This window comes from Halalkalibacter urbisdiaboli (assembly GCF_002156385.1).
GTDB classification, from domain to species: Bacteria; Bacillota; Bacilli; order Bacillales; family Bacillaceae_D; genus Halalkalibacter_A; species Halalkalibacter_A urbisdiaboli.
Window position 1 is genome coordinate 1,028,955 of the sequence record NZ_MVJM01000003.1, and the last position, 19,697, is coordinate 1,048,651.

Genomic DNA, 19,697 nt, shown 5'->3' on the forward strand with positions numbered 1-19,697 from the left:
AGGAGGACCTTTAATGAAACCAAAAACTTATGAGCACGTAATATTATACGGACTACTTGTGTTATCATTAGGAACATTACCCTTTTTATTAAGCGGTTCATTACGAAGACAATGGTTCATGCTCTATCTCTTTAATGCTATGACAAATGGTGTTTTTGACAAGATGATTAATACACGTAACATTGTTGTATATCCTGTACGGTTATTACCAAAATGTTTTAAAACTAACATTTTATTTGATTACCTCATGTACCCCGCAATTACTGTATTCTTTAACAGACTAACCTATAATAATCAACCTTTAACGATCATTTACAAATGGTTAATGATTTCCATCCCAATGCTATTAATTGAAATATGGGCAGAACGGAAATCAAACTTAATCAAATGGAACAAAAATTGGAAATGGCATAACACGTATCTTAGTATATCAGCAAAATCTCTTTCCGAAAGGCTACTCAGCTTTTATTTACGGAAGGTTCTATATAAGTAAGTGATAATCCTTTTTTAAAAATCAATACCTTTGGTTTAAATGTAAAAAGACATGACTATCAGAGTCATGTCTTTTTGTAAATGTTAACCATTACACAATGGTAAGCGAATCTCTACCGTTGTCCCTATTTTCTCCTTACTCTTAATGGTTAGAGTACCATTATGCTTTCGAACGATTCGATAGCATAGCATAAGCCCAAGTCCGGTTCCCTTTTCTTTATTACTATAAAAAGGCTCCCCTAAACGTTGAAGTCGTTCTTGACTTATACCAACGCCATTATCAATAACTTTAATTAACAAATGCTCATTCTCCGCTTTCACATCAAACGTAATCAGACCACCATCTGTCATCGCTTCAATACTATTTTTCACAATGTTAATAACTACTTGTTTCATTTGATTCTTGTCACACATGATACGTGGTAAGTTTGGTTCAATCGTAGATGAGAACTGAACATTTCTTAAATGAGCTTCTGATTCGAGTAAGGTTTCGACTTCACGAAGCAAACGAGAAATTGAAACTTCCTTTAACTGAATTTCTTGAGGTTTAGCTAGGGATAGAAATTCTTTAATAATTCCTTCAACACGATTGAATTCAGGTAAAATGATGTCAAAATACTCATCTTTAATTTGACCTTGTTGAATAAGTTGTATAAAGCCTTTAATGGATGTAATCGGATTTCTAATTTCATGTGCTACTCCAGCGGCTAACTCTCCAACTAACGAAAGCTTCTCGGAACGCCATAAACGTTCTTCAGATTTGCGTTTTTCTGTAACATCTCTCCCGATAATCATCACATGCTCAACGTTTTCTTGTTCACCTAAAACGGCTGTTCCGACACATTCAATTAACACTTCTTCTCCCATTGAATTAATGAAACGAAACTCAATTTGTGAAGATGATTTAGCATTAATGATATGGCTGAATTGTGTGGTAACATATTCAACGTCATCTGGATGAATATGATCGATTAGCTTTTCCTCTTTAGATTGAAGCGAAAAACCAAGCACGGTATGGAAGGAAGGAGAGACGTAGATACTCTCCCCATTTGTATCAAACAGGATGATGATATCTGTCATGTTTTCAGCAATAAGTCGGTACTTAGTCTCGCTTTCACGTAAGGCTTTTTCAGTATTTTTCCGATCCGTTATATCTACACAGGAAACAATCACTTCATGGACCTCTCCACCACGCTTGATTGGACTTAACGCAGCTAGATAACAAACCCCATTTACCTCTCCTTCAAACATGACGTTGTCTTCACCATTCCAAGCCCGATAATAGCTTAACTGAATCCGGTCAGCTTCACTTTTTGGAAGAAAATCATGTAACTCCTTCCCCACAATCTGATTTGGAATAAAGCCCATTCGATACATTAATTCCCCATCGCATAAAGTATGAACAAAGCGTTGATTTATTTTTTTAAACTTATAAATCATTCCTTGCTGGAGTCGAATCGTTTCGTTTAGTTCCTCTCTTGCCTTTTGTAAGAGCTTTTCGACCCACATTTTTTCACTTACGTCTTGAGAAATTCCGTATTGCACGACTTTTTTCTCAATATCAATTAAATTATGCTCCAATTGATTAGCAAGTACAGGTTTACTTAGAAAGAATCCCTGTCCTTCGTCACAGTGGTGCTGCTGTAAAAACGCTAGCTGCTCTTTCGTCTCTATCCCTTCAGCTACTACCCGTAAATTAAAATGATGAGCCATTGAAATAATCGATTTAACAATCATTTCATCATCTGGATTTTTATAAAGTCCTTGTACAAATGATTGATCGATTTTTAATGTGTCAACTGGCAGCTGTTTTAAGTCATTCAAAGAGCTTGATCCTCTCCCGAAATCATCAATACATATTTGAATTCCTAGCCCTTTCAGCTTTTGTAAAACTTCAATAGTTTGATTATTATCAGTTGTAACTCTTTCCGTTATTTCAAGTTCTAAATATTGTGGCTCAAGTCCAGTCCGTTCTAAACTTCTCACTATTACGTCAACTAAATCTTTTTGAGTAAATTGAAGTCCGGATAAATTTACAGAGACAGTAAAATAGAAACCTTTTTCTTGCCAGGCTTTATTTTGTCTGCATGCTTCGTTAAGAGCCCATTCACCAATGGAATGAATCAATCCAGTTTCTTCTGCTACCGGAATAAACACTCTTGGTGATACCTTCCCTAAACGAGGATGTTCCCAGCGAATAAGTGCTTCTATACTTAGGATTTTTCCTGATTTCAAATCAACTTTCGGTAAGTACTGTAATGAAAACTCCTTACGCTCAATCGCCTTGTATAATTCCATCTCCATTTTAAATGGACTTAATTTCAAATCATGTTCGTTTGATGAATAGAACGTAATATCTTGCCTTCGTTTTTTCGCCTCATACATAGCAAATTCAGCATTTTTGATTAGCGCATCGGCTGTCTTAGCATCTTCCGGATAAAGACTAATGCCTATGCTCGGTGTTGTAAATACATCATAATTACGAATTCGAATCGGTTTTGAAAGAACATTTATTATTTTTCTTGCAACTTTAGAAACGATATCTCGATCCATATTCTTTAAAATGATGATGAATTCGTCCCCACTTTGGCGTGCAACGATATCATCAGCCTTTACTGTTGATTTTAAACGAGATGTCACTTTCTTTAATAAAAGATCGCCATTTTCATGTCCTAATGTGTCATTAATCCCTTTAAAGCGGTCTAGATCTATAAAAAGAGTAGCGACACCATTGTTAGTAACATTAAGCTCATTGGAAAGAACTTTTGTTAGCATCATTTGATTTGGCAAACCAGTTAAATCGTCATAATAGGTCATCTGTTCAATGACGTTCTCCGCTTCGACAAGTGTGGAAATATCCTCAGAAATACAAAACGCACCTACAACTTCACCAGCGATAATTTTCGGGATGAAGGTAACGCTTACATCTAGGCAGGAGCGATCCTTTTTCTTCAAAGAGGCTCGAAATGAATGGAGTGTTCCGATGTTACTTTTCTCAAAAAATTGTTGAATATAATCCTCTTCATAAGTAAACAAAAGTTCGGACATATGCATCGGTTTCAAAAGTTCATTTTTGCTATATCCTGATAACCGAATACAACTATCGTTACAGTCTGTAATATATCCTCTTAAATCAAGAGAGTAGATATTGTGAGGATGAAGGTGAAAAAGAGAATCCAAATGTAAACCCTCTTCATGGTTAAGTAAATCACTCCGATCATTTGCATCCTTTTTTGTTTCATTGATTATTGATTGTATTTTCATATAATCACCATCACATTGTTTCTAGAATTCACAAGACAACTTCATTACCACTTTGAGTAAATAATTACTCCCCTCATTAGAGGCGGCATAACATATGTATGGCTCTTCGTTAAAAGCTTATGAATCTCCTTTGTCTCCTAGTTTTAAAAAAGAAACCTACTTTTGCCATAGGCTTCTTTCTCTCTACCATTCGGCAACCCGGCGACCATGTCAACGATTTAGGCCCGTAGCTTTGCGTCACTCCTTTTCAAGAGTTTTGCCAATGTTATACTCTGTCCGATTATAATGTGTAATATAATACTACCTTACATAACAGGTTCATTCAATTGTTAATTAGACAAAAATGCGTTAAGGATTTGTTAAAATGATAAAACAGTTCTTTTACAGGATTTAAAAAGAGGAAATAAGCATTATATTTTAAAGCTTGTGAAATAATTGTTAAAATAAATTGAACTAATAGTCACTATCTATTAAAAAACGCATTAAACAGGAAAGTAGATGAACACTATGTCACATAAACAGCTTCGCGATATTCGCTTTTCCGTATTGGATTTAGCACCGATCCTACGTGGCAGTACTGCCGCAGATTCATTTAAACATACCGTTTCTCTTGCTCAGCATGCCGAGAAATGGGGCTATACGCGATACTGGTTAGCTGAACACCATAATATGCCTGGAATCGCAAGCTCGGCCACATCCGTCGTCATTGGTCATGTTGCTGCCTCGACTTCAACAATACGTGTTGGATCAGGTGGAATTATGCTACCCAATCATTCCCCTTTAGTGATTGCTGAACAATTTGGTACTCTTGAATCTCTCTTCCCAGGAAGAATTGACTTAGGCCTCGGTCGTGCTCCTGGAACAGATCACCAAACTGCGTATGCGCTTCGTCGTGATCGACGAAGTGATAGTCACCAGTTCCCAGAGCAGTTAGCTGAGTTACGTGCGTATTTTGGCACAGAAAATAAACGTGTACGAGCAATCCCCGGTGAAGGATTAAACATACCAATATGGTTACTCGGTTCAAGTGGTTTCAGTGCCCAGTTAGCTGGTCAACTTGGACTTCCATTTGCGTTCGCGAGTCATTTTGCCCCGGAACATACGTTACAGGCCCTTGAGCTCTACCGCTCTACCTTCCAACCATCTGAAAGTCTTGAGGAACCATATGCAATGGTTGGAGTCAATGTGATTGCTGCTAATACAGATGAGGAGGCAGAACGACTCTCAACGTCGATGCAGAAACAGTTTTTGAACTTAATTCGCAACACCCCCTCCCCACTTCAACCTGCTACTGAACATGTTGAACTTTGGGGAGAACATGAAAAACAAGCACTTGAAAGCAAGCTTGGTTCATCCGTTATCGGAAGCCCGAAGACAGTGGAAGAAAAGCTACAAACTTTCTTAAATGAAACAAATGCAGATGAAATGATTGTAAATGGTCAAATCTACGACCATCACGCACGCCTCCGTTCTTTTGAAATCGTAAGTGAAATAAAAAAGTTGTCCTAAAAGGGCAACTAAAAAGGACGGATAAAAGGTAGACTTGCCTTTTATCCGTCCTTACAAACATTCTTTACTTGTTTCTTATTTTTTTGTTTTCCCCGAATGATTGTTACGACAATAAGCAAAGAGCCAACAGTAGATAGGACACCTGCTAACTGATACGTTAATTGTGGAGAGAATGACTCCATTAACCAACCACCCCCTGCATTTCCGACAAGCCCACCTAGACCAATTGCTGCAGCAATAAATAGTAATTGGCCCGTGGCAATCAAATCCTTTGGAATTAGCTTAGTAACATACTGAAACACAGAAACAAAAAAGATTGGGAACGTCACACCTTGTAAAAGCTGTAAGTAAATTAAGACTTTTGGCTGATCCATATAACCATATAAAAACCAACGTAAAGTAAACACAAATGCTGCTGCCACCATTAGCACTAGCTCATGATAATGTTTCAATAGTATCCCTGTTGCTATAAAAACTGGAATTGACGAAAAGGTAGCTAACATCCAAGCTACCCCCATCTGTTGCTCACTTGCACCTAATTCAGATAAATAGATTGTAAATAAGCTATCGTTCATTTTATGTGGTGTTAAAATAAGAAAACTTATTCCAACAATCCAAAGATATACTTTATTTTGAAACAATACTTTAATAGAAGAAAATGTGATAGTTGAACGAGAAATAGATGCTGACTCTTCTCGCTCTGCCTCACGAACGAGAAAAATAAGAGGAATAGAAAGGCTCATCATTATTGCATACATCCAACCAAGATATTCAATTCCGTATATTGAAATAACAATCCCCAAAATAAGTGCTGAAATTCCAACTCCAAATGACCCGAACGAACGCATAAAACCATAATTTTTTTTATAGGTTCTAGCGTAATACATCGCAATACTATCGGTTAATGGGCCACACGAAGTCATAAAAAACATAAATAACGTAAACACAAATAATAGAGTCAAAAACGTTTTGACCGAGAATAATAGAAAACTAAAAGCAAATGTACAAACCATCACAATAAAAAGGACAGTTTTTGTAGAATTCAATTTATCACTTATATATCCCCATATCGGCTGACCTACAACAGATATAACCGAGCCCATTGCCATAATCCAACCAATTTCGTCCTTACCTAATCCATTATATTGCAAATATAACGGCATAAACATTAAAATCACAGCAAACGAGGAATACAAAACAAAGTAAAATACTGAAATTCTAAACATATATAACTCCTAACAGCATGATCATTAATCGTACACCTTAAATAATGATTATATTGTCAACATCCAACTTTATTAATAGATTCAATAAAAACAACAGTATTCCCGCTTTATTATTTAAGTGACACTCTTTAAATAAGGCTGTTTTCTAAAAAATTGTGCTTTTTAAAATAAAATTTGATCGGTAGAATATTGAAAAGGAGGGAGATAAAAGTGAAAGAGTTTTTACTAAACAAAGATACTGAGCGTTCACGATTGACACATTTATTATTGGCATCAACGTCATTGTTATTAGCGTTTTTTGGTGGCACCTTTTTCTTCATTTTGGCAGCAACTACTATGATACTATTTTCTAACGTAGAGAAAAGTCAAAATAATTATATTAAAGCATATGGTACAATATTATATATCATAATTATTTCGTGGTATTTATATCAACTTGGTATGTGGATTTACACTAGATTTATAATATAAGTACCAATATCTAAATTTGCACAGGTTCCAGGAAAAGACATGATAGAATTCAATATAGAGCCAAAAAAGCACAACCCTTTGGGTTATGCTTTATCACAAGTTCTACTCTCGCAGGAGGAATCCTCAAACTACCTGCTCTTCGCTTCGTCACCTGTTATTAGTAGAAAAGTGCGGGTGAAGGGAGTCGAACCCCCACGTCATAAGACACTAGATCCTAAGTCTAGCGCGTCTGCCAATTCCGCCACACCCGCATAATTATGGTGAGCCATGAAGGACTCGAACCTTCGACCCTCTGATTAAAAGTCAGATGCTCTACCAACTGAGCTAATGGCTCTTGCGTTTTTGAAGTTATTCAGATTGTGTCTCTTCCTCTTCTAGCTAAGCTCCATAGTTGGCTGCGTCTGCTTACTCGACAAGGTAAACGCTCGTCTCTACCAATTGAGCTAGACCGGCATGTATGGTGGAGGATGACGGGATCGAACCGCCGACCCCCTGCTTGTAAGGCAGGTGCTCTCCCAGCTGAGCTAATCCTCCATTTCGTGTTGGTGACCCGTACGGGATTCGAACCCGTGTTACCGCCGTGAAAGGGCGGTGTCTTAACCGCTTGACCAACGGGCCATTCTTGGCTCCACAGGTAGGACTCGAACCTACGACCGATCGGTTAACAGCCGATTGCTCTACCACTGAGCTACTGTGGAATATGGTGGGCCTAAGTGGACTCGAACCACCGACCTCACGCTTATCAGGCGTGCGCTCTAACCAGCTGAGCTATAGGCCCATTTCATGTTATTAAATGGAGCGGGTGATGAGAATCGAACTCACGACATCAGCTTGGAAGGCTGAGGTTTTACCACTAAACTACACCCGCATCTTTTTCAATTGTTACCCTCATTCATCTTACGCACATTCATGTCTCTTCCTCTTCTAGCAACTCTTCGTAGCTTGCTGTGTCGAGACAACTCGTTGCCGTTTCGACGATGTAAACGCTCGTGGCTGAGGTTTTACCACTAAACTACACCCGCATCTTTTTCAATCACAATCTAAGCTTGACCTTAAAACAATGGTCGGGAAGACAGGATTTGAACCTGCGACCCCCTGGTCCCAAACCAGGTGCTCTACCAAGCTGAGCCACTTCCCGTCACTACTATATGTTTTCATGGCGCGCCCGAGAGGAGTCGAACCCCTAACCTTTTGATCCGTAGTCAAACGCTCTATCCAATTGAGCTACGGGCGCATCTTTGGTGCCGAGGGCCGGACTTGAACCGGCACGGTAGTCACCTACCGCAGGATTTTAAGTCCTGTGTGTCTGCCAATTCCACCACCCCGGCATCGGTTTTAAGGACTTTTTATTTTTTTGGAGCGGAAGACGGGATTCGAACCCGCGACCCCCACCTTGGCAAGGTGGTGTTCTACCACTGAACTACTTCCGCATTGGCTGGGCTAGCTGGATTCGAACCAACGCATGACGGAGTCAAAGTCCGTTGCCTTACCGCTTGGCTATAGCCCATTAGTTTATGGGGCGACTGATGGGAATCGAACCCACGAATGCCGGAACCACAATCCGGTGCGTTAACCACTTCGCCACAATCGCCATATCTGGTGGCTTGGGACGGAATCGAACCGCCGACACATGGATTTTCAGTCCATTGCTCTACCGACTGAGCTACCAAGCCAGAAACGAAAAACCATTTCTACTTTTAATTGGCGGTCCGGACGGGACTCGAACCCGCGACCTCCTGCGTGACAGGCAGGCATTCTAACCAACTGAACTACCGGACCATTTTTGGTTGCGGGGGAAGGATTTGAACCTCCGACCTTCGGGTTATGAGCCCGACGAGCTACCAGACTGCTCCACCCCGCGTCGTCATATAGTAATGGATGTTGCTTATTCATGATGTTGTCTCTTCCTCTTCTCGTGTTTCAAGAAGGTCATGCGTCGAGACATGTCGATGTTTTTTCGACGAAGTTTCGCTTCATGCTCCACCCCGCGTCGTTGTATAGTAATGGATGTTGTTTTTCACTGAAGAATACATCTTCCTCTTCTTGTATTTTAAGAAGTTGATGCGTCGATGTTACTCGTAGCATTTTCACGATGAGAATGCTCGTTGCTCCACCCCGCGTCGTTTTAAAGTAATGGATGTTGTTTACTCAATGATGTAACAACTGTTTCTTCCTCTTCTCGTATATTCTGAGAAGGTAATGCGTCGATGTAGATTAGATGGCGGAGGAAGAGGGATTCGAACCCCCGCGCGGTTTAACCCGCCTGTCGGTTTTCAAGACCGATCCCTTCAGCCGGACTTGGGTATTCCTCCAAAGGTTATAAAGTGGATCCTGTAGGACTCGAACCTACGACCAATCGGTTATGAGCCGACCGCTCTGACCAACTGAGCTAAGGATCCTTTTTATAGATATAATAGTAGCGGCGGAGGGAATCGAACCCACGACCTCACGGGTATGAACCGTACGCTCTAGCCAGCTGAGCTACGCCGCCAAATTTTAAAATATGGTGGAGCCTAGCGGGATCGAACCGCTGACCTCCTGCGTGCAAGGCAGGCGCTCTCCCAGCTGAGCTAAGGCCCCATAATAAAAGGTTAATTAGTTATGCCTTGCAACGTCCTACTCTCGCAGGAGGAATCCTCCAACTACCATCGGCGCAAAAGAGCTTAACGACCGTGTTCGGCATGGGAACGGGTGTGACCTCTTCGCTATCGCCACCAAACTTTTTGACTTCAGATAACCGGCGAATTTCTTCGTCAGCTGCGTGATCTTCGGTCATGTCACGTACGGGTGTACGCTCCATTCCTTAGTCACTTGCTTCCTCGAACTTCTTGGTTCTCTTTGTCAAACTAATATTGTTGAGATGATTCTCTCAAAACTAGATAATGTGTAAACAAGTCACAATCTGAGTGTGACATATGTCAAGAATGTTATTGGATAAGTCCTCGACCGATTAGTATCTGTCAGCTCCACGTGTCGCCACGCTTCCACACCAGACCTATCAACCTCATCATCTCTGAGGGGTCTTACTGGATTAACTCCATGGGAAATCTCATCTTGAGGGGGGCTTCATGCTTAGATGCTTTCAGCACTTATCCCGTCCACACGTAGCTACCCAGCGATGCTCCTGGCGGAACAACTGGTACACCAGCGGTGTGTCCATCCCGGTCCTCTCGTACTAAGGACAGCTCCTCTCAAATTTCCTACGCCCGCGACGGATAGGGACCGAACTGTCTCACGACGTTCTGAACCCAGCTCGCGTACCGCTTTAATGGGCGAACAGCCCAACCCTTGGGACCTACTTCAGCCCCAGGATGCGATGAGCCGACATCGAGGTGCCAAACCTCCCCGTCGATGTGGACTCTTGGGGGAGATAAGCCTGTTATCCCCAGGGTAGCTTTTATCCGTTGAGCGATGGCCCTTCCATGCGGAACCACCGGATCACTAAGCCCGACTTTCGTCCCTGCTCGACTTGTAGGTCTCGCAGTCAAGCTCCCTTTTGCCTTTGCACTCTACGAATGATTTCCAACCATTCTGAGGGAACCTTTGGGCGCCTCCGTTACTGTTTAGGAGGCGACCGCCCCAGTCAAACTGCCCACCTGACACTGTCCCTGAACCGGATCACGGTTCGAGGTTAGAATGTCAGCACAGTCAGGGTAGTATCCCACCGACGCCTCCATCGAAGCTGGCGCTCCGACTTCCAAGGCTCCTACCTATCCTGTACAAACTGTACCAACATCCAATATCAAGCTACAGTAAAGCTCCATGGGGTCTTTCCGTCCTGTCGCGGGTAACCTGCATCTTCACAGGTACTATAATTTCACCGGGTCTCTCGTTGAGACAGTATCCAAATCGTTACACCATTCGTGCGGGTCGGAACTTACCCGACAAGGAATTTCGCTACCTTAGGACCGTTATAGTTACGGCCGCCGTTTACTGGGGCTTCAATTCAGAGCTTCTCCTAATGGATAACCCCTCCTCTTAACCTTCCAGCACCGGGCAGGTGTCAGCCCCTATACTTCGCCTTGCGGCTTCGCAGAGACCTGTGTTTTTGCTAAACAGTCGCTTGGATCTATTCACTGCGGCTCTCTCGGGCTTGCACCCTATCAGAGCACCCCTTCTCCCGAAGTTACGGGGTCATTTTGCCGAGTTCCTTAACGAGAGTTCTCCCGAGCGTCTTAGAATTCTCTTCTCGCCTACCTGTGTCGGTTTGCGGTACGGGCACCTCTCACCTCGCTAGAGGCTTTTCTAGGCAGTGTAGAATCAGGAACTTCGGTACTATATTTCCCTCGCCATCACAGCTCAGCCTATGCGGTAAGCGGATTTGCCTACTTACCAGCCTAACTGCTTGAACGCGCATATCCATCAGCGCGCTTACCCTATCTTACTGCGTCCCCCCATTACTCAAACGGTGAGGAGGTGGTACAGGAATTTCAACCTGTTGTCCATCGCCTACGCCTTTCGGCCTCGGCTTAGGTCCCGACTTACCCTGAGCGGACGAGCCTTCCTCAGGAAACCTTGGGCTTTCGACGGAGGGGATTCTCACCCCTCTTTTCGCTACTCATACCGGCATTCTCACTTCTATGCGCTCCACCAGTCCTCTCGGTCTGACTTCGCTGCACATAGAACGCTCCCCTACCACTGACACCATAAGGTGTCAATCCATAGCTTCGGTGATACGTTTAGCCCCGGTACATTTTCGGCGCAGAGTCACTCGACCAGTGAGCTATTACGCACTCTTTAAATGGTGGCTGCTTCTAAGCCAACATCCTGGTTGTCTGGGCAACTCCACATCCTTTTCCACTTAACGTATACTTTGGGACCTTAGCTGATGGTCTGGGCTGTTTCCCTCTTGACTACGGATCTTAGCACTCGCAGTCTGACTCCCGAGGATAAGTATTTGGCATTCGGAGTTTGACTGAATTCGGTAATCCTGTGGGGACCCCTAGTCCAATCAGTGCTCTACCTCCAATACTCTCACCTCGAGGCTAGCCCTAAAGCTATTTCGGGGAGAACCAGCTATTTCCGAGTTCGATTGGCATTTCACCCCTACCCACACCTCATCCCCGCACTTTTCAACGTGCGTGGGTTCGGGCCTCCATTCAGTGTTACCTGAACTTCACCCTGGACATGGGTAGATCACACGGTTTCGGGTCTACGACCACGTACTATGGCGCCCTATTCAGACTCGCTTTCGCTACGGCTCCGCCTTATCAGCTTAACCTTGCACGGGATCGTAACTCGCCGGTTCATTCTACAAAAGGCACGCTGTCACCCATAAACGGGCTCCAACTAGTTGTAGGCACACGGTTTCAGGATCTCTTTCACTCCCCTTCCGGGGTGCTTTTCACCTTTCCCTCACGGTACTGGTTCACTATCGGTCACTAGGGAGTATTTAGCCTTGGGAGATGGTCCTCCCGGATTCCGACGGGGTTTCACGTGTCCCGCCGTACTCAGGATACACTCAAGAGGAAACGAAGTTTCGATTACAGGATTGTTACCTTCTATGATGGGCCTTTCCAGACCGCTTCATCTACTCCGTTTCTTTGTAACTCCGTATAGAGTGTCCTACAACCCCAAGAGGCAAGCCTCTTGGTTTGGGCTGTTTCCGTTTCGCTCGCCGCTACTCAGGAAATCGCATTTGCTTTCTCTTCCTCTGGGTACTTAGATGTTTCAGTTCCCCAGGTCTGCCTCCTCGTATCCTATGTATTCAGATACGGGTACCATCCCATTACGGATGGTGGGTTCCCCCATTCGGATATCCTCGGATCAAAGCTTACTTACAGCTCCCCGAGGCGTTTCGTCGTTCGTCACGTCCTTCTTCGGCTCCTAGTGCCAAGGCATTCACCGTGCGCCCTTTCTAACTTAACCAAATTGCGGCAGATAACCTTCGTAACTCTTCGCCAGCTACGTGTTTCTCGGTCATGTCACGTACGGATGTACGCTCCATTCCTCGAACACTTGCTTCCTCGATTTACTCGGTTCTCTTTGCAATTACTTTTGGCTTCAGATAACCTTCGAATTTCTTCGTCAACTTCGTGGTCTTCGGACATGTCACGTACGGATGTACGCTCCATTCCTCAGCCACTGGTTTCCTCGAACTTCTCGGTTCTCTTTGCCAAAAACGTCTTATTTAAAAAAGTCGTTTTTGAATTCTTGACATGCTCGTTCAAACAAAGTCAGTTAAGACTCCGGTGAACAAAACATTGTTTACATTCATTATCTAGTTTTCAAAGAACCAAGTTTTGAAAGAAATAAATTCTTCCAAAACTGACCAAAAGCACAAGCGTTATATGACCTACGTCATACATCGACTAGAGTTAAACTCCATAGAAAGGAGGTGATCCAGCCGCACCTTCCGATACGGCTACCTTGTTACGACTTCACCCCAATCATCTGTCCCACCTTAGGCGGCTGGCTCCAAAAGGTTACCCCACCGACTTCGGGTGTTACAAACTCTCGTGGTGTGACGGGCGGTGTGTACAAGGCCCGGGAACGTATTCACCGCGGCATGCTGATCCGCGATTACTAGCAATTCCGGCTTCATGTAGGCGAGTTGCAGCCTACAATCCGAACTGAGAATGGCTTTATGGGATTGGCTCCACCTCGCGGCTTCGCTACCCTTTGTACCATCCATTGTAGCACGTGTGTAGCCCAGGTCATAAGGGGCATGATGATTTGACGTCATCCCCACCTTCCTCCGGTTTGTCACCGGCAGTCACCTTAGAGTGCCCAACTAAATGCTGGCAACTAAGATCAAGGGTTGCGCTCGTTGCGGGACTTAACCCAACATCTCACGACACGAGCTGACGACAACCATGCACCACCTGTCACTTATGTCCCCGAAGGGAAATCCCTATCTCTAGGGAGGGCATAAGGATGTCAAGACCTGGTAAGGTTCTTCGCGTTGCTTCGAATTAAACCACATGCTCCACTGCTTGTGCGGGCCCCCGTCAATTCCTTTGAGTTTCAGCCTTGCGGCCGTACTCCCCAGGCGGAGTGCTTAATGTGTTAACGTCGGCACTAAGGGCATCGAAACCCCTAACACCTAGCACTCATCGTTTACGGCGTGGACTACCAGGGTATCTAATCCTGTTTGCTCCCCACGCTTTCGCGCCTCAGCGTCAGTTACAGACCAGAGAGTCGCCTTCGCCACTGGTGTTCCTCCACATATCTACGCATTTCACCGCTACACGTGGAATTCCACTCTCCTCTTCTGCACTCAAGTCTCCCAGTTTCCAATGACCCTCCCCGGTTGAGCCGGGGGCTTTCACATCAGACTTAAAAGACCGCCTGCGCGCGCTTTACGCCCAATAATTCCGGACAACGCTTGCCACCTACGTATTACCGCGGCTGCTGGCACGTAGTTAGCCGTGGCTTTCTGGTTAGGTACCGTCAAGGTGCCGCCCTATTCGAACGGCACGTGTTCTTCCCTAACAACAGAGTTTTACGAACCGAAATCCTTCATCACTCACGCGGCGTTGCTCCGTCAGACTTTCGTCCATTGCGGAAGATTCCCTACTGCTGCCTCCCGTAGGAGTCTGGGCCGTGTCTCAGTCCCAGTGTGGCCGATCACCCTCTCAGGTCGGCTACGCATCGTCGCCTTGGTAAGCCGTTACCTTACCAACTAGCTAATGCGCCGCGGGCCCATCCTGTAGTGATAGCCGGAGCCATCTTTTATCCTAACGTCATGAGACATTAGAAATTATCCGGTATTAGCACCGATTTCTCGATGTTATCCCGATCTACAGGGCAGGTTGCCCACGTGTTACTCACCCGTCCGCCGCTAACTTCCAGGAGCAAGCTCCCTTCAGTCCGCTCGACTTGCATGTATTAGGCACGCCGCCAGCGTTCGTCCTGAGCCAGGATCAAACTCTCCATAAAAATGGTGAGCTGATTAGCTCGAATAAATAATAAATTGACGAGATTGGTTTAAATGAAAAGAACATTTAAACTGTCTCTCTTTTCGCTTGGCTTTTGTTCAGTTTTCAAAGAACTTATTCATCGCATCTCAGCGACAATTACTATCATAACATAATCACTTGTTCTGCGCAACAACTTTTTTAAAATATTTTTCATGAAAACTACCATCCGTTGTTGGCGACAAATAATAATATATCACATTAAATAATTCTACGCAAGTGTTTCTCAAAAAATAATTTCTCTGAACAAAATGTGAATATTTATTTCGAACAGGTTTTTTACTTTATCATAATTAAGAATCTAGATCAATCCTCGACAAAAAATTTTAAATGTAATTATCTCGAATTTTCTAAAACCACTATTCTTCTTCACACATGTAATATCATAATTCATTAAAATAGCATTCACAATTCACAAATGATACGAATAAATCTGCAAGTTAAAGAACGGAGGGCAAAAATGAAAAAAAGAGCTATTACCTTTTTTCTTATCTATAATCTTCTTACCTTATATATTGGCTGGAACGTCTGGGTATGGGTTAAAGTAGTTTCGGGATTTGAGCACCTCCTGTTATTTTGGATTGTTCTTTTCGTATCGGCTAATTCTTTTTTTATTAGTCGATTAAATAAAAGGCTAGCCCTTCTAAAGATTATCGGTGCATATTGGATAGGTTTATTTCAGTACGCAGTGCTTTCTTTTCCAATAGCAAACATCGTTTATTTGCTACTTATAAATATAACAACCTATACTCCCGACGTCCTGCTTTATTATGTTGGAATTATCGTTATCATATTTCTTTTATTTATCTTCTTTTACGGAACATATAATGCTTACAATACTGTCGTTCGAACGTACAGCATAAATATCCCTAAAAAGGTGAAAAAAATAAAAAAACTGCGAATTGCAATGGCATCAGATATGCACTTTGGGCTTTTATCAGGGACCACGCATTTAAAAAGGCTTGTAAAGATAGTCAATGAACTTAAACCTGATCTTATTCTTTTTCTAGGCGATATTATTGACGATGATCCCGACTCTTTCAAACAAAAAAACATGGGAACAATGATGAAACAAATGAAATCTCCTCTTGGTGTTTATGGAGTACTCGGAAATCATGAGTATTACGGAGGAAAAATTTCCGAATTTATAAAAGAAATGACTGACATCGAAGTAAAGATCCTATTAGATGAAGTGATATTACTCGAAGACAGTATCTATCTTATTGGACGAAGGGATCGTACAGAAAAAAAGAGAAAAACTTTAGAAAAACTACTTGAAACCACAGACAAAACTAAACCTCACCTCCTCATGGATCACCAACCTTTTCATTTAGAAAAAGCGGAACATGCAGGTGTCGACTTAATGTTATCAGGGCATACCCATAGAGGCCAAATGGCCCCAAATCATCTTATCACTCGAAAAATGTACGAAGTTGATTGGGGCTATTTAAAGAAAAACAACCTTCACACTATTGTTTCCTCAGGATTTGGTTTTTGGGGTCCTCCCCTTCGAATTGGAAGTCGCTCAGAGGTTGTTGAAATTGAAATTACGTTCAAATAATCTTTCGGTAAAATAGCTCACCCTTCACATTGGGTGAGCTATTTTATTAATGGACAGACTTCTTTACATGGAGATGCTTCACTTCGGATTCAAGTTTTGCGATAGCCTGTTTTAACATAGTTGAAGACTCTCTTGTTACCGTTTGAAGCTGAAGCAACTCACAGTAAAGTTCAAGATGTAAATGTTCCTGTTCCCTTTGTTGAGTTGTTAAATCCTTACTTTTCTCAATAAGCTGATTCACTCTTTCTTGAGTACATTTCTGCTCCTTTTTATTCTCCCTCACTTTTTCGAGCAAATCACGATAATCCAAGTTTTGTAATTGGAGCTGTTCTTCAAATTGATCCTGTACCGTCTTTTGTTCTGACTGTTCTTTTTCAACTCTTTCACTTCGTTGTTTGTATTCTTCTATCTGTTTCTGCTGTTCACTTAATTGTTCAAATAGTTCATGTTTTGCATGTTCTATTTCGGTTAACTTATCATTTACATTTTTATAAGAATCCACAAGCTCTGTTAGCTGAGTTTGAAGGACTGTTCCCTCACCTTTATATTGTTCAAAGCGACTAATTAATTCTTGTTGCATATCACCTTTCTGTTCAACCGTACGATGTATTTTTTCCTGCATTGCACTGAGTTTTTTGGCTGCTTTTTCTTGCTTAACAACTTGCCCAGTTAAATAATCAATGTTCTGGGTATGAGAGTTAATAATTTTGAATAATTGATTAATATTTTTTTCAATCCCATCGATTTGTTGATTTGAATAAAAAACATGTTGATTCCTAATTTCGTTTTCCGACTGATTTTGTAGAAATACCTTGGGCCCTAAACGATTAACATTATAAAATTGGCTGCCCATTGTAACCACTCCCCCAAATAAAGTTATGGTTAGTTTATGGATCCTAAAGGTGTAGGGTGCCTAGTCACAACTTAAATAGGCAACTGCGGAAAACATGATTAAACTTCTTCTTTCATAAAACATTTTTAAAACCTATAAAATGAGGGTGTCCCTAAAGGTCCTGTTTTGACCTTTTGAACACCCTGTAGTAACGAAGTCACTTCATGTACGATGAGTGGGTTTGATAGGCGAACACCTTACGCTGGTAGTCGGCGAAAAGAGACCCATGTTCTCATCGCAAGGAGTGCTGAGCAAACGGAGCCATTACCTTGCACTTTATTGGCTTATTGGAACAGCCCCATCCCACATTCCGTTTATCTCCTTACTCCTTTTCTTCGTTATCAACGTTTTCTTTAGTTTGAGTTGGAGCTTCCAAAGGTCTTCTTCTCCCAAATAAAATCACGTCCCAAGGATCTACAAACGTTACTTCTGTCTCCTTCGCACCCTCGACGCTATTCTTTGATTCAGCAACATTTTCAGTTACTTTCTTATTATCTTCCATTAATATTCCTCCTTATCGTAATTTTTCTATATCATGGTATTCCTTAACCTCAAAATGGATTGGGCTACGAGGAAGCTTTTCAATAATCATGGTTCTAACAAAAAAAGTTCCTCAGTTGTAGGAACCTATTATATGTAGGAAGGGGATAATCCCCTTCTTATTTAATTAATATGGCATCCAAGCTGCACCAACAATAACAAGTAGGATAAATAATACAACAATTAACGCAAAACCTCCGCCGTAAACGTGAGACATTATAACTCCACTCCCTTTTTATCCAAATATTTGTGAAGCTTCACAGTATAAATTATGCAAAAAATGAGGAGACGTACTAGTTATACGACTATATACAACAAAAATTTTATTAGGCCATACTAGTAAATAAGCCTCCTATAAAATAGAAGGCTTATTAAACACTAATTTATGTTTAAAATACATTTATAATCTCTCGTAAGGTCCTGATAGGTTAATGTAACGTTTAGCACATACTCATTACTTCTTCCTGCTGGAAAAACAATAATGATACATCTCCTTACTTGTTCTTGGTGCAATCCCAACGCTACTTACCGTTCCTAATAACTGACCACTCTTAGCTAATAAGGATAAATCCATTTGAAAACGATGGGAATAGACGTCGTCATTAAATAAACCAACTTGAGCAATAACCTTCTCATGATTAGCTTCATCTCTACGTATCGTTGGATAAATTTTAGAGCAAATGAACAGCATTTAATCTCAACATTTTCGTCAGCGATTACGAAAAATACACGCTTTCCTTCTTCTAGAGTTACGGTTGCGTGTACAGTTTGATTATCATGTGCATACTTTTTTAAAAGTTCTTGAAGCAAATAGTTTTTAAATGGACTTTTATAAAGAGCATTGCATTTTGAACACTTTTACGAACCATGTTACAATGACCAAGTTGAAAAGGTGGTTGATGCAATGCTTCGCTCTTATTTATTATTATCAATAACGATGATTTTATTTTCAGGTAATATTCTCGTTGGAAAAGCCATTCATGATTTACCACCTGCTACGATTACATTTGTTCGATGTTTCATTTCATTCTTAATTCTTCTGCCTATTGGCTTTCTTGAACTTAAGAACAACCGTTTAATATGGTTGAAAGAGTGGAAACCACTTCTTTCTTTATCACTAAGTGGTATTGTTATGTTTAATTTTTTTCTATATGCTTCCCTGCAGTTCACAACGTCTACAAATGTAGCTGTTATTGAAACAACGACTCCTGTATTTGCCGTTTTGCTAGGATTGGTTTTTTTGAAGGAACGTCTTAGGGGTATACAGCTATTCGGTATTCTCTTGTCACTTTTAGGAGCATTTTCGGTCATTACTAAAGGGGATTGGTTGATGTTTAGCAAAATTCAATTTAACATCGGTGACATACTTGCTATTATTGCAGTTATGGCATGGGCTGTTTATTCTCTATTAATCAAAAAGCATAATCACAAGTTTCCACTTTACGGAAGTCTTACTATTATGTTATCCATTGCCTTAATCGTCTTATTTCCATTTGCGTTCTATGAATGGAGAGAAGGGGTACTCCATTTACTTGAACCAACATTGATTATCGGCCTTTTATATTTAGGTATTTTTCCTTCTGTTATCGCACTTATATTTTGGAACAAAGGTGTTGCTGAAATCGGACCATCTCGGGCTTCTGTTTTTTTGAACTTACTTCCCGTGTTTACGATAATTGGCGCAGTCCTTTTTCTAGGAGAAACTGTCACTTATGGACAATTAATTGGTGGAGTTGTCGTAATTTTTGGGGTTTACTTAACAACAAAGAAGGTACGTTTAACTACATCTACTTATGAAAAGGAAGATTTGAAGGGGTAGAAGG

At 41.8% G+C, this 19,697-nt stretch carries 11 protein-coding genes, 20 tRNA genes, 3 rRNA genes and 1 riboswitch; of the genes, 5 read left to right on the forward strand and 29 right to left on the reverse strand.

Annotation, left to right across the window (positions count from 1 at the left end; all coding sequences use genetic code 11):
• Positions 1-13: 13 nt before the first annotated feature.
• The gene (locus tag B1R93_RS19510) at positions 14-493 is read left to right on the forward strand and encodes a CBO0543 family protein (protein ID WP_088105609.1); all 480 of its coding nucleotides are present in this window, start codon (positions 14-16) and stop codon (positions 491-493) included.
• Between the two features lie 83 nt (positions 494-576).
• Here B1R93_RS19510 and B1R93_RS19515 read toward each other — a convergent pair whose 3' ends face one another.
• Positions 577-3,756, reverse strand: coding sequence for an EAL domain-containing protein (locus B1R93_RS19515; RefSeq protein WP_088105610.1), 3,180 nt, complete (start codon positions 3,754-3,756; stop codon positions 577-579).
• A 189-nt stretch (positions 3,757-3,945) separates the two neighbouring features.
• Positions 3,946-4,027, reverse strand: a riboswitch (cyclic di-GMP riboswitch).
• A gap of 236 nt (positions 4,028-4,263) precedes the next feature.
• On the opposite strand from B1R93_RS19515, the gene B1R93_RS19520 reads away from it, so the two are divergent.
• Positions 4,264-5,265 carry an LLM class flavin-dependent oxidoreductase gene (locus B1R93_RS19520; protein WP_088105611.1) on the forward strand — a complete coding sequence of 334 codons (1,002 nt, stop codon included), beginning with the start codon at positions 4,264-4,266 and terminating at the stop codon, positions 5,263-5,265.
• A gap of 41 nt (positions 5,266-5,306) precedes the next feature.
• On the opposite strand, the gene B1R93_RS19525 is transcribed toward B1R93_RS19520, so the two are convergent.
• The gene (locus B1R93_RS19525; RefSeq protein WP_088105612.1) at positions 5,307-6,491 is read right to left on the reverse strand and encodes an MFS transporter; all 1,185 of its coding nucleotides are present in this window, start codon (positions 6,489-6,491) and stop codon (positions 5,307-5,309) included.
• Positions 6,492-6,701: 210 nt separating this feature from the next.
• Here B1R93_RS19525 and B1R93_RS19530 point away from each other — a divergent pair, with 210 nt between their 5' ends.
• Positions 6,702-6,962, forward strand: coding sequence for a hypothetical protein (locus B1R93_RS19530; RefSeq protein ID WP_088105613.1), 261 nt, complete (start codon positions 6,702-6,704; stop codon positions 6,960-6,962).
• A 169-nt stretch (positions 6,963-7,131) separates the two neighbouring features.
• Here the strand turns inward: B1R93_RS19530 and B1R93_RS19535 are convergent.
• From B1R93_RS19535 to B1R93_RS19645, 23 genes are all read right to left on the reverse strand, one after another.
• Positions 7,132-7,213: transfer RNA gene (locus B1R93_RS19535), tRNA-Leu, on the reverse strand.
• A 7-nt stretch (positions 7,214-7,220) separates the two neighbouring features.
• Positions 7,221-7,296 (reverse strand) — tRNA-Lys (locus B1R93_RS19540).
• Positions 7,297-7,420: 124 nt separating this feature from the next.
• Positions 7,421-7,496 (reverse strand) — tRNA-Val (locus B1R93_RS19545).
• A gap of 9 nt (positions 7,497-7,505) precedes the next feature.
• Positions 7,506-7,580, reverse strand: a tRNA-Glu gene (locus tag B1R93_RS19550).
• 5 nt (positions 7,581-7,585) lie between these two features.
• A tRNA-Asn gene (locus tag B1R93_RS19555) sits at positions 7,586-7,660 on the reverse strand.
• Positions 7,661-7,663: 3 nt separating this feature from the next.
• Positions 7,664-7,740: transfer RNA gene (locus tag B1R93_RS19560), tRNA-Ile, on the reverse strand.
• Between the two features lie 16 nt (positions 7,741-7,756).
• A tRNA-Gly gene (locus tag B1R93_RS19565) sits at positions 7,757-7,830 on the reverse strand.
• 193 nt (positions 7,831-8,023) lie between these two features.
• Positions 8,024-8,100, reverse strand: a tRNA-Pro gene (locus tag B1R93_RS19570).
• A gap of 19 nt (positions 8,101-8,119) precedes the next feature.
• A tRNA-Arg gene (locus B1R93_RS19575) sits at positions 8,120-8,196 on the reverse strand.
• A gap of 5 nt (positions 8,197-8,201) precedes the next feature.
• Positions 8,202-8,290: transfer RNA gene (locus B1R93_RS19580), tRNA-Leu, on the reverse strand.
• 27 nt (positions 8,291-8,317) lie between these two features.
• Positions 8,318-8,392, reverse strand: a tRNA-Gly gene (locus B1R93_RS19585).
• A gap of 2 nt (positions 8,393-8,394) precedes the next feature.
• Positions 8,395-8,469, reverse strand: a tRNA-Gln gene (locus B1R93_RS19590).
• A gap of 8 nt (positions 8,470-8,477) precedes the next feature.
• Positions 8,478-8,553 (reverse strand) — tRNA-His (locus B1R93_RS19595).
• Positions 8,554-8,559: 6 nt separating this feature from the next.
• Positions 8,560-8,635, reverse strand: a tRNA-Phe gene (locus tag B1R93_RS19600).
• 29 nt (positions 8,636-8,664) lie between these two features.
• Positions 8,665-8,741, reverse strand: a tRNA-Asp gene (locus tag B1R93_RS19605).
• Between the two features lie 5 nt (positions 8,742-8,746).
• Positions 8,747-8,823, reverse strand: a tRNA-Met gene (locus B1R93_RS19610).
• Positions 8,824-9,181: 358 nt separating this feature from the next.
• Positions 9,182-9,274 (reverse strand) — tRNA-Ser (locus tag B1R93_RS19615).
• Between the two features lie 13 nt (positions 9,275-9,287).
• Positions 9,288-9,361 (reverse strand) — tRNA-Ile (locus B1R93_RS19620).
• Positions 9,362-9,379: 18 nt separating this feature from the next.
• Positions 9,380-9,453: transfer RNA gene (locus B1R93_RS19625), tRNA-Met, on the reverse strand.
• A 13-nt stretch (positions 9,454-9,466) separates the two neighbouring features.
• Positions 9,467-9,542 (reverse strand) — tRNA-Ala (locus B1R93_RS19630).
• 23 nt (positions 9,543-9,565) lie between these two features.
• Positions 9,566-9,681, reverse strand: a 5S ribosomal RNA gene (rrf, locus tag B1R93_RS19635).
• 211 nt (positions 9,682-9,892) lie between these two features.
• Positions 9,893-12,830: ribosomal RNA gene (locus B1R93_RS19640) — 23S ribosomal RNA — on the reverse strand.
• A 462-nt stretch (positions 12,831-13,292) separates the two neighbouring features.
• Positions 13,293-14,843 (reverse strand): 16S ribosomal RNA (locus B1R93_RS19645).
• The 16S, 23S and 5S rRNA genes sit together here with 20 tRNA genes alongside, the layout of an rRNA operon.
• A gap of 498 nt (positions 14,844-15,341) precedes the next feature.
• Between B1R93_RS19645 and B1R93_RS19650 the strand changes: the two genes are divergently transcribed.
• Complete coding sequence (locus tag B1R93_RS19650) at positions 15,342-16,442, forward strand: metallophosphoesterase (protein WP_088105614.1); 1,101 nt, start codon at positions 15,342-15,344, stop codon at positions 16,440-16,442.
• Between the two features lie 46 nt (positions 16,443-16,488).
• On the opposite strand, the gene B1R93_RS19655 is transcribed toward B1R93_RS19650, so the two are convergent.
• The 4 genes from B1R93_RS19655 to B1R93_RS19670 form a co-directional block, all read right to left on the reverse strand.
• Positions 16,489-17,295 (reverse strand): hypothetical protein, encoded by an 807-nt coding sequence (locus B1R93_RS19655; protein ID WP_088105615.1) that lies wholly within the window; start codon positions 17,293-17,295, stop codon positions 16,489-16,491.
• 361 nt (positions 17,296-17,656) lie between these two features.
• Positions 17,657-17,836, reverse strand: coding sequence for a hypothetical protein (locus B1R93_RS19660; RefSeq protein WP_088105616.1), 180 nt, complete (start codon positions 17,834-17,836; stop codon positions 17,657-17,659).
• Between the two features lie 165 nt (positions 17,837-18,001).
• Positions 18,002-18,091, reverse strand: a complete 90-nt coding sequence (locus B1R93_RS19665; RefSeq protein ID WP_088105617.1) for a YjcZ family sporulation protein — start codon at positions 18,089-18,091, stop codon at positions 18,002-18,004.
• A gap of 237 nt (positions 18,092-18,328) precedes the next feature.
• On the reverse strand, positions 18,329-18,565 hold the full coding sequence (locus tag B1R93_RS19670; protein WP_088105618.1) for a hypothetical protein: 237 nt from the start codon (positions 18,563-18,565) through the stop codon (positions 18,329-18,331).
• Positions 18,566-18,778: 213 nt separating this feature from the next.
• On the opposite strand from B1R93_RS19670, the gene B1R93_RS19675 reads away from it, so the two are divergent.
• Positions 18,779-19,693, forward strand: a complete 915-nt coding sequence (locus B1R93_RS19675; protein WP_088105619.1) for a DMT family transporter — start codon at positions 18,779-18,781, stop codon at positions 19,691-19,693.
• The last annotated feature ends 4 nt before the right edge of the window (positions 19,694-19,697 follow it).